This window comes from Amycolatopsis benzoatilytica AK 16/65, assembly GCF_000383915.1.
GTDB classification, from domain to species: Bacteria; Actinomycetota; Actinomycetes; order Mycobacteriales; family Pseudonocardiaceae; genus Amycolatopsis; species Amycolatopsis benzoatilytica.
The window spans coordinates 2,239,908-2,256,440 of sequence record NZ_KB912942.1 but is presented as its reverse complement, the minus strand read 5'-3'; the positions used below and the strand labels follow the sequence as shown (position 1 = coordinate 2,256,440).

Annotated in this window: 1 protein-coding gene and 1 pseudogene; both read right to left on the bottom strand. The window is 72.8% G+C overall.

What is annotated here, in order from left to right:
* Positions 1-22: 22 nt before the first annotated feature.
* Positions 23-5,563, bottom strand: coding sequence for a type I polyketide synthase (locus tag AMYBE_RS0110285; protein WP_425386902.1), 5,541 nt, complete (start codon positions 5,561-5,563; stop codon positions 23-25).
* A 7-nt stretch (positions 5,564-5,570) separates the two neighbouring features.
* Positions 5,571-16,484, bottom strand: a pseudogene (locus tag AMYBE_RS46095) (type I polyketide synthase); the annotation flags it as partial.
* Between the last annotated feature and the right edge of the window lie 49 nt (positions 16,485-16,533).

The following is a 16,533-nucleotide window of genomic DNA, read 5'->3' as shown; positions in this document are numbered from 1 at the left end:
GTGCAGGACGGGCGGCGCGTGCTCAGCCGCGTCCGAGTTCCTGGTCGATGAGTGCGAACATCTCGTCGTCGCCGACCTCGGCGAGTTCGGTCGGCCCGGTGCTCGCCGCGGCGGCCGGCTCGCCCGCGGCTTCCAGCCGCCACTGCATCGCGGCCAGCCGCTTGGCCAGCAGCTGCCTGGCCGCGGCGTCCGGTTCGGACAGTGCGACCGCCGCTTCGAGCCGCTCCAGCTCCGCCAGCGCCGGGATCCCGCCGTCCGGCACCGCCGCGCCGAGTTCGGTCAGCAGGTGCCGGGCCAGCGCGAGCGGGGCCGGATGGTCGAAGATCAGCGTGACCGGCAGCCGGATCCCGGTGTCGGCAGCCAGCCGGTTGCGCAGCTCGACCGCGGTCAGCGAGGTCATTCCGAGTTCGAGGAACCCGCGGTCGGGTTCGATCTCCGCCGCCGCGCCGTGCCCGAGCACCGCGGCCACGTGCCGGTTCACCAAATCCAGCACCACCATCTCCTTCTCGGCCGCGCCGCGCCCCGACAGCCGCTCGGCAAGGCTCGGCCCGACCTGCGGCCCGGCCTCGCTGCGGCGCACCGCGGCCCGCACGAGCCCGCGCAGCAACGGCGGAACGGTTTCGCCCGTGGCCGGCTTCAGGTCCAGCGGCGCGGTGACCACCAGCGATTCATCCACAGTGGACGCCAGGTCGAACAGCCCGAGCCCCTGTTCGCCGGTCATCGCGAGGATGCCTTCGCGGCGGAACCGGGCAAGATCGGTCGTGTCCAGCCCGCCGGTCAGTTCGCTGCGCTCTGCCCAGAAACCCCAGGCGAGCGAAGCGGCGGGCAGCCCGTGGACCCGGCGGCGCTGGGCGAGCGCATCGACGAAAGTGTTCGCCGCGGCGTAGTTGGCCTGCCCCGCCGCACCGGCGACGCCGGAGAACGAGGAGAACAGCACGAACGCCGAAAGTTCCTGATCACGGGTGAGTTCGTGCAGGTTGAGCGCGGCGTCCACCTTCGGTTCGAGCACCTTGTCGACGCGCTCGCCGGTCAGCGCGTCGAGCACGCCGTCGTCGACCGCACCGGCCAAGTGGACGATTCCGCTCAGCGGATGCTCCGCCGGAATCCCCGCCAGCACGGCGGCCAGCTCGTCGCGGTTCGCGGCGTCGCAGGCGACGATCTCCGCCGTCGCCCCGAGGCCGGCCAGCTCATCGCGGAGCGCCTCCGCGCCGGACGCCTCGGGACCGCGCCTGCTGATCACCAGCAAGCGGCGGATTCCGTAGCGGGCCACGAGGTGGCGGCAGACCAGTGCGCCCAGCGTGCCGGTGCCGCCGGTCACGAGCACCGTTCCGGCCCCGGTGGGGTCGAGCTGCCATCCGGGCTTCCCGGCCGCTGTCTCCGCCCTGGCGAGCCGCGGGACGACCGCGGTGCCGCGGCGGAGCGCGAGCTGCGGTTCGCCCGCGGCGACGGCGCTGGCGACCGCGGCGACGAGCGCCTGCGCGGAGCTGTCTTCTTCGTCGGTGTCGACCAGGACGATCCGGCCGGGGTTCTCGGACTGCGCACTGCGCACCAGTCCCCACACCCCGGCGGCGGCGAGCCCGGCGACGTCCTCGTCCGGTGCGGCGGCAACCGCCTGGCGGGTCAGCACGATCAGGCGGGAGCCGTCGAACCGGGGCTCCCGCAGGAAGGCCTGCAGCGCGGTCAGGACATCGCGGACCGCCGAGTGGGCGGTCGCGGCGAGGTCTGCCCCGTCCGCCGGCTCGACGGGCAGGAACACCAGCTCCGGCACCGGGTCCCCGGACGCGGCAAGCGTGTCGAGGTCCGGCACCTGCGTCGCCAGGACTCCGGCCCGTTCCACTGCGGACTCCCTGCCTGCCGACGTGCCGACCACGGCCCAGCGACCGGCCGACCCGTCCAGTTCGGCCGACACCGGGACCCATCGGAGCCGGAACAGCGCGTCGCGGTGGGCAGGTCCGGCGGGCGCGAGCAGATCGGCGGAGAGCGTTGCCCGCCGGACCGAGGCCGCGGCAAGCACTCGGGCACCGGTGAGATCCTCGGCTGTCACGGACACGCCGCCCTCGCCGTCCGGGTGCAGGTGCAGCCGCAGCGCGGTCGCCCCCGTGGCGTGCACCCGCACCCCGTGCCAGTTCGACGGCAGCCCGAGTGCGCCTCCGGTGGCGAGACCGGCGGTCAGCGCGGTCTGCAGCAGCGCCGGGTGCACGGCGAACCGGGCCGCGGCCGAGTGAAGGTCACCGGGAAGTTCGGTCTGCACGAACAGGTCTTCCTCGCGCCGCCACACCGCGACGACGGTCCGGAACGCCGGCCCCGCCTCGTATCCGGCCGCTTCGGCCGCCGCGAGGAATTCGTCCACGCCGACCGGCTGGGCACCTTCGGGAGGCCACGGCTGCGGCACGGCCGCACCGGCGGCAGCGGCCGACATCCTCGCCGTGGCGTGGCAGGTCCACGGCCCGTGCTCCGCGCTCCGCGAATACACCGCGACCGTCTGCCTGCCAGTGTCCTCGGGTACTTCGCTGTCCGCAGCGGGTCCCGCGACCACCTGCACTTGGACCGAGCCCTGTTCGCCGAGCACCAGCGGCTGGTGCACAGTCAGCTCCTCAAGCAGGTCGCAGCCGATTTCGTCGCCCGCCCGCACCGCCCACTCCAGGAAAACCGTGTCCGGCACGACGGCCGAACCCAGTACGACGTGGTCGCCGAGCCAGGAGTGCGTGGCCAGCCCGATTCGGCCGGTGAGCACCACGCCGTCGGCCTCGGCCCGGTCCAGCGCGGCACCCAGCAGCGGATGGTCGGCGGGCGCCAGCCCGAGGTCTGCCAGATCGGCGGCGCCGCCTGCGGGTTCGAGCCAGTACCGCTCGCGCTGGAACGCATACGTCGGCAGGTCGACGCGGCGTCCGCCGGCGACGAGTTCGCGCCACTCGACGTCCGCGCCCTGCACGTGTGCTTCGGCCAGCGCAGTGAGCAGCCGCGTGCGTCCGCCGTCGCCGCGGCGCAACGAACCGAGCACGACCGCTTCGCCCGCGCCCGCGGAGTCGATCGTTTCTTGCAGGCCCGCGGCCAGCACCGGATGCGGGGAAGCTTCGATGAACAGGTCGTGCCCGGCGGCGAGCAGCGACCGTACCGCGTCCTCCAGCTGGACCGTGCCGCGGAGATTGGCGAACCAGTACTCGGCACCCAGTTCGACGGTGTCGAGCCAGCCGCCGGTGAGCGTGGAGAAGAACGGCACCTCGCAGCTGCGCGGCTCGATCGGCGCGAGCACCGAAGCCAGGTCGTCGCGCAGGGCGTCGACCTGCTCCGAGTGGGACGCGTAGTCCACCTCGATCCGTTTTGCCCGGATGCCGTCGGCCTGGCAGGACTCCATCAGCTCGTCGAGCGCGCCGACCGCACCGGAAACGACGACCGACGACGGTCCGTTGACCGCGGCGACCGACGCCTTTCCGTCCCAGCGCTTCAGCCGCTCCAGCACGTCTTCGCGGGACGCGGTGACCGACACCATCCCGCCGTGCCCGGACAGCACCCTGGCGATGGCCTGGCTGCGCAGCGCCACGATCCGCGCTCCGTCCGAAAGGGACAGTCCGCCTGCGGCGCAGGCGGCGGCGATCTCGCCCTGCGAATGGCCGACGACCGCCGCCGGTTCGACGCCGTGGGCACGCCACAGCGCGGCCAGCGAAACCATCATCGCCCAGAGCGCGGGCTGGGCCACGTCGACCCGGCCGAGGTCGGCCGCGTCTTCGTCGCCGCGCAGCACCGCAGTCAGCGACCAGTCGGTGAAGGGTCGCAACGCCTCTTCGCACTCCGCGATCCGGGCGGCGAAAACCGGCGACGCGGCAAGGAGACCGGCACCCATGCCCGCCCACTGGGAGCCCTGGCCGGGGAAGACCAGGACGGTGCCGCGCTCGCGGGCCACCGCGGTGCCGACAGTGAGCCCCGGCGCAGGTTCTCCGTCGGCCAGCGCCCGCACGCCGGCAAGCAGGTCGTCGCGGCCGGTGCCGACGACGACCGCCCGGCGTTCGAGCGAAGCCCGCGTGGTGGCCAGCGAGAACGCAGTGTCGGCCGGTGCCTGGTCCGGTGCGTCGGCGAGGTGCGCGAGCAGCGTTCGCGCCTGCCCACGCAACGCGCGTTCGTTGCGGCCGGACAGCAGCCAGGGCAGTACGTCTTCCGGCGCGGCGACCGGCTCTGCTTCAGTGGTCGCGGGCGCTTGTTCCAGGATCACGTGGGCGTTGGTGCCGCTGATGCCGAACGCCGAGACCCCAGCTCGGCGCGGGCGGCCGGTCTCCGGCCACGGCAGGCGCTCGGCGAGCACCGACACCCCGCCGCCGGACCAGTTCACGTGCGTGCTCGGCGCGTCGACGTGCAGACTCGGCGGCAGCACGCCGTGCCGGATCGCCATGATCATCTTGATCACGCCCGCCACCCCCGCTGCGCCCTGGGTGTGCGCGAGGTTCGACTTGACCGACCCGATCCACAATGGACGGTCCGCGGCGCGGCCGGGGCCGTACACCGCGAGCAGCGCCTGCGCTTCGATCGGGTCGCCGAGCGTGGTCCCGGTGCCGTGCCCTTCCACAGCGTCGATGTCGCCGGGAGCGAGCCCCGCGCTGGCCAGCGCGGCGGTGAGCACGCGCTGCTGGGAGAGGCCGTTCGGCGCGGTCAGGCCGTTGCTGGCACCGTCGGAGTTGACCGCGCCGCCGCGCAGCACGGCCAGCACCGGGTGCCCGTGGCGGCGCGCGTCGGAAAGCCGTTCCACCACCAGGACGCCCACGCCTTCCGCCCAGCCGGTGCCGTCGGCTGCGTCCGCGAACGACTTGCACCGACCGTCCGGCGCGAGCCCGCCTTGGCGAGTGAACTCGACGAACGCGGACGGCGTCGTCATGACTGTCACTCCGCCCGACAGGGCAAGCGAGCATTCGCCGGCGCGCAGCGCCTGCGCCGCCAAATGCAGCGTTACCAGCGACGACGAGCAGCCGGTGTCGATCGTCATCGACGGGCCCTCGAAGCCGAACGCGTAGGAGACCCGGCCCGACAGCACGCTCGCCAGCAGGCCGGTCGCGGCGTGGGCGTCCGTTTCCGAGCCCGCCTTCGAAACGAGCTGGCCGTAGTCTTGGCCGATCGTCCCGACGAAGACGCCGGTCCGGCTGCCGCGCAACCGCCGAGGGTCGATCCCGGCCCGTTCGAGCGCTTCCCACGACGCTTCCAACAGCACCCGCTGCTGCGGGTCCATCGCGGCCGCCTCTCGGGGCGAGATCCCGAAGAACCCGGCATCGAAATCCGCTACGCCGTCGAGGAACCCGCCCTCGCTCGCCAAGCTGCGGTCCCGGCCGGTGCCGCCGAGCGCGTCGAGGTCCCAGCCGCGGTCGGCGGGAAAGCCGCCGAGAGCGTCCCGGCCCTGTTCGACCAGGCTCCACAGCTGTTCGGGCGAGCTCACCCCGCCCGGGAAGCGGCATCCGATGCCGACGACGGCGATCGGTTCCGCCGCCGCGGCCACCAGCTGCTCGTTCTGCTTGCGCAGCCGCTCAACCTCCTTGAGCGACTTGCGCAGGGCCTCGACAAAGGGCTCGTCCGTCATCATCACTCCGGGATCAGTTCGTGGTCTCGTCGGCAAGCCGAAGCAGGCTTTCCGCGTCCAGGTCGTCGAGCGAGCCCCCGCCGGACGACCCCGCGGACTCCGCGCCGCCGGAGTCCGCGCCCGACAGGTTCAGCAGCATGCCCAGCAGCCCGGACTGCCGCAGCCGGGCGACCGGGATGGCGGCCAGCGCCTCCCGCACTTCGGCGTCGTCGTCTTCCGCCGGCGCTGCGGGCCGCTCGTCGGGGAACAGTTCGGCGAGCAGGTGCCCGCTGAGGGCGCGCGGGGTCGGGTAGTCGAAGACCAGCGCACCGGGCAGCGCCAGGCCGGTCAGTCCGGCGAGCCGGTCCCGCAGGGCCACCGCCACCACCGAGTTGAGCCCGAGGTCGCGGAACGCGCCGTCCGGGGTGACCGCGGTGTCTCCGGAGTCGGCGGAATGCCCGAGCGCCGCAGCTGCTTCCGCACGGACGACTTCCAGCAGCGCGCGGCCGCGTTCGGCGTTCGGCAGCCCGAGCAACCGACGCCGGAGCGCCGGTTCGCCGCCGTGGTCGCCGGCGGCGGGTGAGGTGTTCGCCGCGGGCAGTTCGGACAGCAGCGGGCTCGGCCGCCGCGCGGTGAACTGCGGGGCGAGCCGCGCCCAGTCGACGTCCGCGACCGTCAGGGTGGTTTCGCCGTCTTCGATGGCCCGTTCGAGTGCGGAAATCGCCAGGTCCGGGTCCATCGCGCGGACCCCGGCGGCCAGCATCCGTTCCCTGGCTCCGGTTGCGGCGGTCATCCCGTTCCCGTCCCAGGAGCCCCACGACACCGAGGTCGCGGGAAGTCCTTGGCTGGCCCGCAGTTCGGCGAGCCCGTCGAGGTAGGCGTTCGCCGCCGCATAACCCGGTTGCCCGCCGCCGCCCCAGATCGCCGCACCGGAGGAGAACAGCACGAACTCCTCCAGGCCGGCGGTGAGTTCGTGGAAATGGCGCGCACCGGCCGCCTTCGCTCCGAGCACCTTCTCGAGTCCCGCCACCGTCAGCGCTTCGATAGCGTCGTCGTCGGCCACCCCCGCGGCGTGGAAGACCGCGGTCAACGGGAACTCCGCCGGGATCCGAGACAGCAGCCCGGCCACCTCGGCTCGGTCGCCTACGTCGCACGCTTCCACGGTTGCCTTGACTCCGGCCTTCTCCAGCTCTGCGCACAGTTCGGCGGTCCCGGGCGCAGCCGCTCCGCGGCGGCCTGCCAGCACGAGGTGTTCGGCGCCGCTTTGCGCGACCCACCGCGCCACCCGCGCGCCCAGCCCGCCGGCGCCGCCGGTTATCACTACGGTTCCGTGCCGACGACGCGCGGAGCCAGGGCGGCTGGCGCTCGTCGGGGCGTGGACCAGACGCCGCCCGAACGCGCCCGAGGGCCGCAGCGCGACCTGGTCTTCGTTGTCCGCATTGGACAGAACGGCAGCGAAGCGGGCCGCCGCGCGGCTGTCGAACACTTCGGGCAGATCGATCAGGCCGCCCCAGCGCGAAGGGTGTTCGAGGGCAGCGACGCGACCGAAACCCCACAGCGCGGATTGGACCGGCCGCACCTCTCCCGGACCGGTCGCGACGGCACCGCGCGTGACGCACCAGAGCGGCGCTTCGACGCCCAGATCGCCGAGCGCTTGCACAAGCCCGACCGTGCCGGCCAGGCCGCGTGAAACGCAGTTCGAGGTGGAATGCGGTTCCTCGGCCAGCCCGAGCAGCGAAACGATCCCCGCCGGAACAGACCCCTCGAGCGCCAATTTCGCTCGCTCGGCAACGAGTTCCCGACTTTCCTCGGTGATCGTCAGCCGCCGGACGGTCGCCCCTGCCTCGGCGAGCGCGGCGGCCAGCTCGTCGCCGAGCTGCGTCTCCGCCGGCTCGGCGAGCAACCAGGTGCCGCTCAGCCGAGCGTCGCCGACGGAGAGCGGGCGCCACTGGACGCGGTAGCGCCAGCTGTCGACCGTCGAACGCTGCTGTGAACGCGCGTGCCACGCCGAAATGGCCGGAAGCACCACCTCGAGCGCGGAGCTTTCGCCATTGAGCGACAGTTCGTCCGCGACCGTTTTCACGTCGCCAGTGCGGACGAGATTCCAGAACTCCGAATCCAGTGCCGTGCCCGCCGGTGCGGCCGCCGCCTGCTCCGCCCAGTACCGGCGGCGCTGGAAGGCATACGTCGGCAGTGCCACGGTCCGCGGCTCTGCTCCGGCGAACACGGTCGTCCAGTCGACCGGCACGCCGTGCAGGTGCGCCTCGGCGAGCGAAGTCAGGAACCGCCGCGTGCCGCCTTCGTCCCGGCGCAGCGAGCCGAGCACCGCGCCCGGATCCCCTTCCGACCGGATTGTCTCCCGAAGCCCGCTCAGCAGGACGGGGTGCGGGCTGACTTCGAGGAACACCCGGTGCCCGGCTGCGGCCAGCGAGCGGGTCGTCTGGTCGAGCTGGACCGGCTGGCGCAGATTCGCGTACCAGTACTCCGCGCCGAGTTCGGCGGTGTCGAGCTGCGCACCGGTGACCGTGGAATAGAACGGCACGTTCGGCGGAAGCGGCCGGATCGGCGCGAGAACCCGCAGCAGCTCCTCGCGGACGGTCTCGACCTGAGGGCCGTGCGACGCGTAGTCCACGACGATCCGGCGCGCACGCACGCCTCGGCGCTCGCAGTCCGCGAGCAGCTCGTCGAGGGCGGCTGGGGAGCAGGAAACCACCGTCGAAGCCGGTCCGTTCACCGCGGCGAGGGAAACGTCGCTCCCCCAGGGCGCGACCAGTTCCATCGCCCGCTCGGCGGATTCAGCGATCGAGACCATCCCGCCGAGGCCGGACAGGCTCAGCAGCGCCTGGCTGCGCAGCGCCACCACCCGGGCGGCGTCCTCCAGGGAGAGCGCGCCGGCCACGTGGACGGCGGCGATCTCGCCCTGCGAGTGGCCCATCACGGCGGCGGGTTCGACGCCGTGGGAACGCCAAAGCGCGGCGAGCCCGATCATGACGGTGAACAGCGCGGGCTGGACGACGTCGACCCGGTCCAGGATCGCCGGGTCGCCGACGCCCGCGACGACGTCCTCGACCGGCCAGTCCACGAACGGCGCGAGCGCGTCGGCGACGGCCCGCACGCTGTCCCGGAACACCGGCGACGCGGCGAGCAGCGCGCGGCCCATCCCCCACCACTGCGCGCCCTGCCCGGGGAAGACGAACACCGGACCCGACTCGCTCCGGGCTGTGCCGACCACGACGGCCGCCGAGGGCCCGTCAGCGGCGAGTGCGGCAAGCCCGTCGAGGAATTCCCGCCGGGTCTCGCCGAGCACGGCGGCCCGGTGCGGCAGTGGAGAGCGGCTCGTGGCGAGCGACCAGCCGACGTCGACCGGCTCGAGGTCCGGGTTCTGGTCCGCGAAGGACCGCAGCCGTTCCGCCTGTGCCCGCAGTGCGGGTTCGGAAGCCGCCGAGAGCACCCACGGTACGACTCCGCCGGTCGCCGCGCGCGGTGCCGGTTCGACGGCGAGCGGGGCCTGTTCGAGAATCACGTGGGCGTTGGTGCCGCTGATCCCGAATGCAGACACCGCCGCGCAGCGCGGGCGGTCCAGCTCCGGCCAGGGCTCCTTCTCCCGCAGCAGTTCCACCGCGCCCGCGGTCCAGTCGACGTGCGAGGTCGGCTCGTCCGCGTGCAGCGTCTTCGGCAGCACTCCGCGGCGCAGTGCCTGCACCGTCTTGATCACCCCAGCGACCCCGGCCGCGGCTTGGGCGTGCCCGAGGTTCGACTTGAGCGAGCCCAGCTTCAGCGGCTGCGTCCGGTCCTGGCCGTAGGTCGCCAGCAGCGCGTGGGCTTCGATCGGGTCGCCGAGCTTCGTCCCGGTGCCGTGGGCCTCGACCAGATCGACCTCGGCGGCCGCCAGGCCGGCATCGGCCAGCGCGGCCCGGATCACCCGCTGCTGCGCGGGGCCGTTGGGCGCGGTCAGCCCGTTCGACGCGCCGTCGGAGTTCACCGCGCTCCCCCGGACGACGGCCAACACTTCGTGGCCCCGACTCCGCGCCCGCGAGAGCCGTTCCAGCACCAGCATGCCCACGCCTTCCGCCCAGCCGGTGCCGTCGGCTTGAGCGGAGAACGCACGGCACCGGCCGTCCGGGGACAGGCCGCCCGCGCGGGAGAACTCGCGGAAGCTGTCCGGCGTCGAGATCACGGTCACGCCGCCCGCGAGCGCAGTCTCGCATTCGCCGCTGCGCAGCGAACGCATCGCCAAGTGCAAGGCCACCAGCGAAGACGAGCACGCGGTGTCGACGGTGACCGAGGGGCCTTCGAGCCCGAGGGTGTACGACAGCCGCCCGGACATCACGCTGGCGGTGTTGCCGGTGAGCACGAGCCCTTCCAGGTCCGCGGCCGTGCCGTTCAGCGTCTCGCTGTAGTGGGTGTGGCTGGCGCCGATGAACACGCCCGCCGGGCTGCCTTTCATCGTGTGCGCGGCGATTCCCGCGTTCTCCAGCGCCTGCCAGGCGGTTTCCAGCAGCAAGCGTTGCTGCGGGTCCATCGCCAGTGCTTCGCGCGGGGCGATGCCGAAGAGTTCGGCATCGAAATCGGCTACGTCGTAAAGAAAACCGCCTGAGCGAATTTCGACGTTGGCCAGCGCGCCGAGATCCCAGCCCCGGTCGGCAGGGAATCCGCCGATGGCGTCGGTGCCGGAGTCGACCAGGTCCCAGAGGTCGTCGGCGGAGCGGACCCCGCCCGGGAAGCGGCAGCTCATGCCGACGATCACCACCGGATCTTCGGCAGCTGCGCCCGGCGCGACCCGGTCCGGCCGCGGCCGCTCCGCCGCCGTGCCGACGATCTCGTCGAGCAGGAACCCGGCAAGCCGCGCAGGCGTCGGGTAGTCGAACACCACCGTCGAAGGCAGCCGCAACCCGGTCGCTTCGGTCAGCCGGTTGCGCAGTTCCACCGCGGTCAGCGAGTCGAAGCCGTGCTGGCGGAACTCGTGCCGGACGTCGATCGACCCCGGCGACGAGTGCCCGAGGACCGCAGCGGCGTCGGTGCGTACGAGGTCTTCCAGGAACCGAAGCTGCTCGGCGGGGGCGCGACTTGCGAGCCGCTCCGCAAGCGCCGGGGCGGTGGTGGCAGAGGAGGTTTTCGCGGACCTGCGACGGGTGCCGCCAGCCACTTCGCGCAGCAGGGGCTGGAGGTCGTCCTTCGCCCGCAGGGCGCGCGCATTGATCCTCGTCGCGACTACGACGGCTTCGTCGGAGTCGAGTGCGGCGTCGAACAAGGCGAGGCCGTGATCCTCGGGCACCGCGGGCAGCCCCGCGTTGTCCATCCGGCGGAGGTCGACCTCGGTCAGCCCGGCGGTCATGCCGCTGCTGCGCGCCCACGGCCCCCACGCGATCGACGTCGCGGGCAGTCCTTCGCGTTTGCGTTGCTGGGCAAGGGCATCGAGGAAGGTGTTCGCCGCGGCGTAATTGCCCTGTCCCGGGCTGCCCAGCACACCCGCGACCGAGGAGAACAGCACGAACGCCGCGAGACAGAGACTGCGCGTGGCTTCGTGCAGATGCCAGGCGGCGTCCACCTTCGGCCGCAGCACCCCGTCCAGCCGCTCCGGCGTCAGCGACTCGACCAGCCCGTCGTCAAGCACACCGGCGGCGTGCACGACGGCGGTCAGCGGGTGCTGTGCGGAAACCCCGGCCAGCAGCGCCGCAACGGCGGCGCTGTCCGACGTGTCGCACGCGGCGATCGTCACTTCGGCGCCGAGGGAGGCCAGTTCGTCCCGCAGTTCGGGAGCGCCCGGCGAGTCCAGGCCGCGGCGGCTGGCCAGCAGCAAGTGCCGGACGCCGCGTTCGGCGACCAGATGCCGGGCGAGCAGGCTGCCCAGTCCGCCGGTGCCGCCGGAGACGAGCACGGTGCCCTCGCCGTCCCAGGCGCGCGGCATCGTAAGCACGATCTTCCCGATGTGTTTGGCCTGGCTCATGTGGCGGAAGGCGTCCCGCGCACGCCGGACGTCCCAAGTCGTCACCGGCAGCGGGGCCAGCGCTTCGCGCTCGAACAGCTCCATGAGCGCGCGCAGCATCTCCTTCGTCCGGTCCGGCCCGGCATCGGACACGTCGAACGGCAGGTATTCGACACCGGGCAGGTCAGCGGAGTCGCGGAGGTCGGTCTTGCCCATCTCCAGGAACCGGCCGCCCGGCGCGAGCAGCCGCAGCGACGCGTCGAGGAGCCCGCCCGTCACCGCGTTGAGGACCACGTCGATGCCCCGGTCCGAGGCGAACGCTTCCTCGAACGCCGCGCTCCGCGAGGAGGCGATGCGCTCGGCGGGGATTCCCATCGCGCGCAACGTGTCCCACTTGCTTTCCGACGCCGTGGCGTAGACCTCAGCGCCGATATGCTTCGCCAGCTGGATCGCGGCCATGCCGACCCCGCCGGCCCCAGCGTGGACGAGGATGGACTCCCCCGCCCGCAGCCCGGCCAGATCGACCAGCGCGTAATACGCGGTCAGGAACACCAGCGGCACCGACGCCGCCCGCTCATCCGACCAGTCGTGCGGGACCGCGGTCAGCATGCGCTCGTCGGCGACGGCGGCTTGGCCGATCCCGCCCGCGATCATGCCCATCACCCGATCCCCGGGTCGCAGGTCCGTCGCGTCGGGGCCGACCTCCGCGACCACGCCCATCGCCTCGGCGCCGAGCGGACCGGGCTCGCCGGGGTACATCCCGAGAGCGCTGAGCACGTCCCGGAAGTTGAGCCCGGCCGCGTGCACGCTGATCCGGACTTCGCGGCCGGCCAGCGGCGCAGCCAACGCCGGAGCCGGTTTCAGCTGGAGATTGTCCAGGCTGCCGCGCTTGGTCGTGACGAGCTGCCAGGGCACGTCACCGGTCGCGGGGGCCAGCGCAGGTCCGGAGGCGAGCGGAGCCAGCCGGGCGTGGAACGGCTGGCCGGCCCGCATCGCGAACTGCTGCTCGCCGGAAGCGAGCAGGCCCGCGAAGACGGCCGGGTGCAGGTCTTCGGCGTCGAGATCGATCAGCAGGAACCGCCCGGGGTTCTCGGCCTGGGCCGAGCGAACGAGACCGCACACCGCGGCGGCGGCGAGATCCGGTGCGTCCTCGCCCGCGACCGAAACCGCGCCCCGAGTGAGAAAGACCAGCCGCGAACCAGCGAACCGGTCCTCGGCCAGCCACTCTCGCAGCAGGCCCAACGCCCGGTCCGTCGCCGCTCGGACGGCGGCCGGGGCAGCACTCGCCGGGTCGCCCGCGATCGGGGCGAGGACCGCGCCCGGCGGGTCGGCCAGCTCGGCGAGAGTCGAAACCGTTGGCGCGCCGAACATCTTGGCTACGCCGAACGGGTCCGGGCTGACTATCGCGCAGGCGGCCGCGGCGGTGCCGGTGTTCGCGGCGGTTGCGGCCCAGTTGACGCGGAAGAGCGAGTCCGGCAGACCGGTGCCGTTCGCAGCCTCCGCGGCGGGAGCTGCCCGCAGCACCAGCGAATCCACGGTGATGACCGGTGCGCCAACGACATCGACGGCGGCCAGCGTGATCGTGTCGTCGGCGATCTTGCGGAGCCGGACCCGGAGGTGCTCGGCACCCTCGGCGTGCAGCGAAACTCCGTTCCAGGAGAACGGGAGCAGCCGTTCGTCCGCACCGCCCAAGCCCGCGAAGCTCGTTGCCTGCAACGCCGCGTCGAGCAGGGCCGGGTGCAGCGCGAACTGGTCGCCGCCGCCTGCCTCCTCAGGCAGCTCGATCTCGGCGAAAACCTCCTCGCCTCGACGCCACGCGGCCCGCAGTCCCTGAAACACCGAGCCGTAGTCGAATCCCGACTCGCGGACCTGCTGGTAGAAACCGGCCAGGTCGACCGGGTCCGCCCGTTCCGGCGGCCAGGTCTGCGCACCGGGATCCGGCGACGGCCCGCGTGCGGCCAGCACGCCGGTCGCGTGCCGGGTCCACGGCGCCTCGTCGTCGGCAGCCGGGCGGGTGTGGATGCTGAGCGCGCGGCGGCCCGAGTCGTCCGGGCCGTCGACCGAGACCTGGAGCAGCACGGTGTCTCGCGGCCCGAACACCAACGGGGCGGCCAGGGTCAGCTCTTCGACGCGGTCGCAGTCCGCCTGGTCGCCCGCGCGGATCGCCAGTTCCAGGAATCCGGTGCCGGGAAACAACACCACGCCGCCGACCGCGTGGTCGGCGAGCCACGGATGGGTCGCCACCGAAAGCCTGCCGGTGAACAGCTCGCCGTCGGAGCCCGCGAGCGAAACGGCCGCGCCCAGCAACGGATGCGCGGCGGCGGTCAGACCGGCCGCGGTCACGTCGCCCGGCTCCGCGGCCGCCTGGGGCCAGAAGCACTCGCGCTGGAAGGCGTAGGTCGGCAGGTCGATCCGGCGAGCACCGGTGCCGGCGAAGAAGCGCGGCCAGGCCACCTCGACCCCGGCGACATGCAACCGGGCCAGCGCAGTGAGCACACTCGCGGCATCGGGCTTATCCCGGCGCAGGAACGGAACGGCCACCACCTCGGCGCTGTCACCGGCAGTATCGCTGGAGTCGTCGGCCAGCACGTCGAGTGCCATCGCCGAGAGGACACCGCTCGGGCCGATCTCCGCGAAGGCGTTGACGCCCGCAGCCCGCAGCGTCCGGACGCCATCGGCGAACCGCACGGTTTCCCGCACGTGCCGCACCCAGTACTCAGGGGTGCACAGTTCTTCGCCCGCGATCTCGCCGGTGCGGTTGGAGACCACCGGAATCTTCGGCGCGGCGTAGCCGAGACCGGCGATCGCCTCGCCGAACGCACCGAGCAACGGGTCCATGAGCGGCGAATGGAACGCGTGCGAAACGGCGAGCCGTTTGGACTCGCGCCCGCGCGCCCCGAACTCCGCCGCGATCCGGTCGACGGCTTCGGCGGCACCGGAAATCACCACCGCCGCCGGCCCGTTGACCGCCGCGATCGAAACGTCCTCGCCGAGCAGCGGCGCGACCTCGTCCTCGCTCGCCCGCAGGGACACCATCGCGCCGCCCGCCGCCGCTTGCATCAACCGGGCCCTCGCCGCCACCAGCACGCAGGCGTCCCGCAGCGAGAACACACCCGCCGCGTGGGCCGCGGCGACCTCGCCGATCGAATGACCCGCGACGAAAGCCGGTTCGACACCCCAAGACCGGGCCAGCCGGAACAGCGCCGTCTCGATCGCGAACAACGCGGGCTGCGCGTACCCGGTCTGCGTGACCGCGTCCGCGTCGTCGCCCCACATGACCTCCCGCAACGGGCGGTCGAGCAGGGGGTCGAACTCCGCGAACACCTCGTCGAGCGCTTCGGCGAACACCCCGAACCGCGAGTACAGCTCCTTGCCCATTCCCGCCCGCTGACTGCCCTGTCCCGAGAACACCATCGCCAGCGAGCGCTCTTCGGCCGTCCCGCGAACGATCTCGTCGCCGAGCAGCACCGCCCGGTGCTCGAAGGTCGAACGGCTGGTGGCCAGCGAGTAGCCGATGTCCAAAGAGGACGGCCGCGGCTCGGCAGCGGCGAACTCGTCGAGCGCGACGAGCTGAGCGTCCAGCGCGGCCGACGACCGGCCGGAGACCGGCCAGGGCACGACCGGCGGCGCGACGGCCGGCTCGGCGACCGGGCAGACGGCCGCCGGGGCCTGCTCCACGATCACGTGCGCGTTGGTGCCGCTGACCCCGAACGACGAAACGCCCGCTCGGCGCACCCGGCCCGTCGCCGGCCACTCGACCGGCTCGGTCACCAGTTCGACCGCGCCTGCGGTCCAGTCGACCTGCGGCGACGGGGTGCCCACGTGCAACGTCTTCGGCACCAAGCCTTCGCGCATCGCCAGCATCATCTTGATCACGCCGCCCACCCCGGCGGCGGCCTGGGTGTGGCCGAGGTTCGACTTCAGCGACCCCAGCAGCAGCGGCCGCTCGCGGTCCTGCCCGTAGGTCGCCAGCAGGGCTTGCGCCTCGATCGGGTCGCCGAGCGTCGTGCCCGTGCCGTGCGCCTCGACGACATCGACGTCGGCGGCGGTCAGGCCGGCATCGGCCAGCGCGGCGCGGATCACCCGCTGCTGCGAAGGGCCGTTCGGCGCGGTGAGCCCGTTCGACGCGCCGTCGGAGTTCACCGCGCTGCCGCGCACCACCCCGAGCACCCGATGCCCGCGCCGCTGTGCGTCGGAAAGCAGTTCCAGCACCAGCATTCCGACGCCTTCGGACCAGCCCACGCCGTCCGCGTCGGAGGAAAAGGACTTGCACCGCCCGTCGGCGGCGAGACCGCGCTGCCGCGAGAACTCGACGAACGCCTCCGGCGTCGACATCACCGCCACTCCGCCCGAGAGAGCCAGTGAGCACTCGCCACGGCGCAGCGCCTGCGCGGCCAGGTGCAACGTGACCAGCGAGGACGAGCAAGCCGTGTCCACGGTGACGACGGGGCCTTCAAGCCCCAAGGTGTAGGCGACGCGGCCGGAAGCGATGCTCGGCGCGCTGCCGTTGCTCCGGAACCCGTCGAACTGCACGCCTTTGAGCGCGTTGGCATAGTCGCTGTACATCACCCCGGCGAACACGCCGGTCCGGCTGCCCCGCAAGGTCGTCGGGTCGATGCCGGCCCGTTCCAGAGCCTCCCACGAGACCTCCAGCAACAGCCGCTGCTGTGCGTCGGTCGCCAGTGCCTCGCGCGGGGACATGCCGAAGAACTCCGCGTCGAACTCGCCCGCGTCGTGAAGGAACCCGCCGGAGCGCGTGTACGACGTACCCTGCCTGTCGGGATCCGGGTCGTACAGCCGGTCGAGGTCCCAGCCGCGGTTCGCCGGGAAGTCCGAGATCGCGTCGACCCCTTCGGACACCGCGCGCCACAGGTCCTCCGGCGAACCGATCCCGCCCGGATACCGGCAGCCCATGCCGACGACGGCGATCGGTTCGCGGGCCCTCGATTCGAGTTCCTCGACCCGCTCGCGCGCACCGCGAAGATCAGCGGTCACGCGTCGCAGATAGTCGACGATCTTGTCCTGCTGGTCATCCACTGGTTCGTCCTCGTCAGATCGTGGTGGCGGTTGG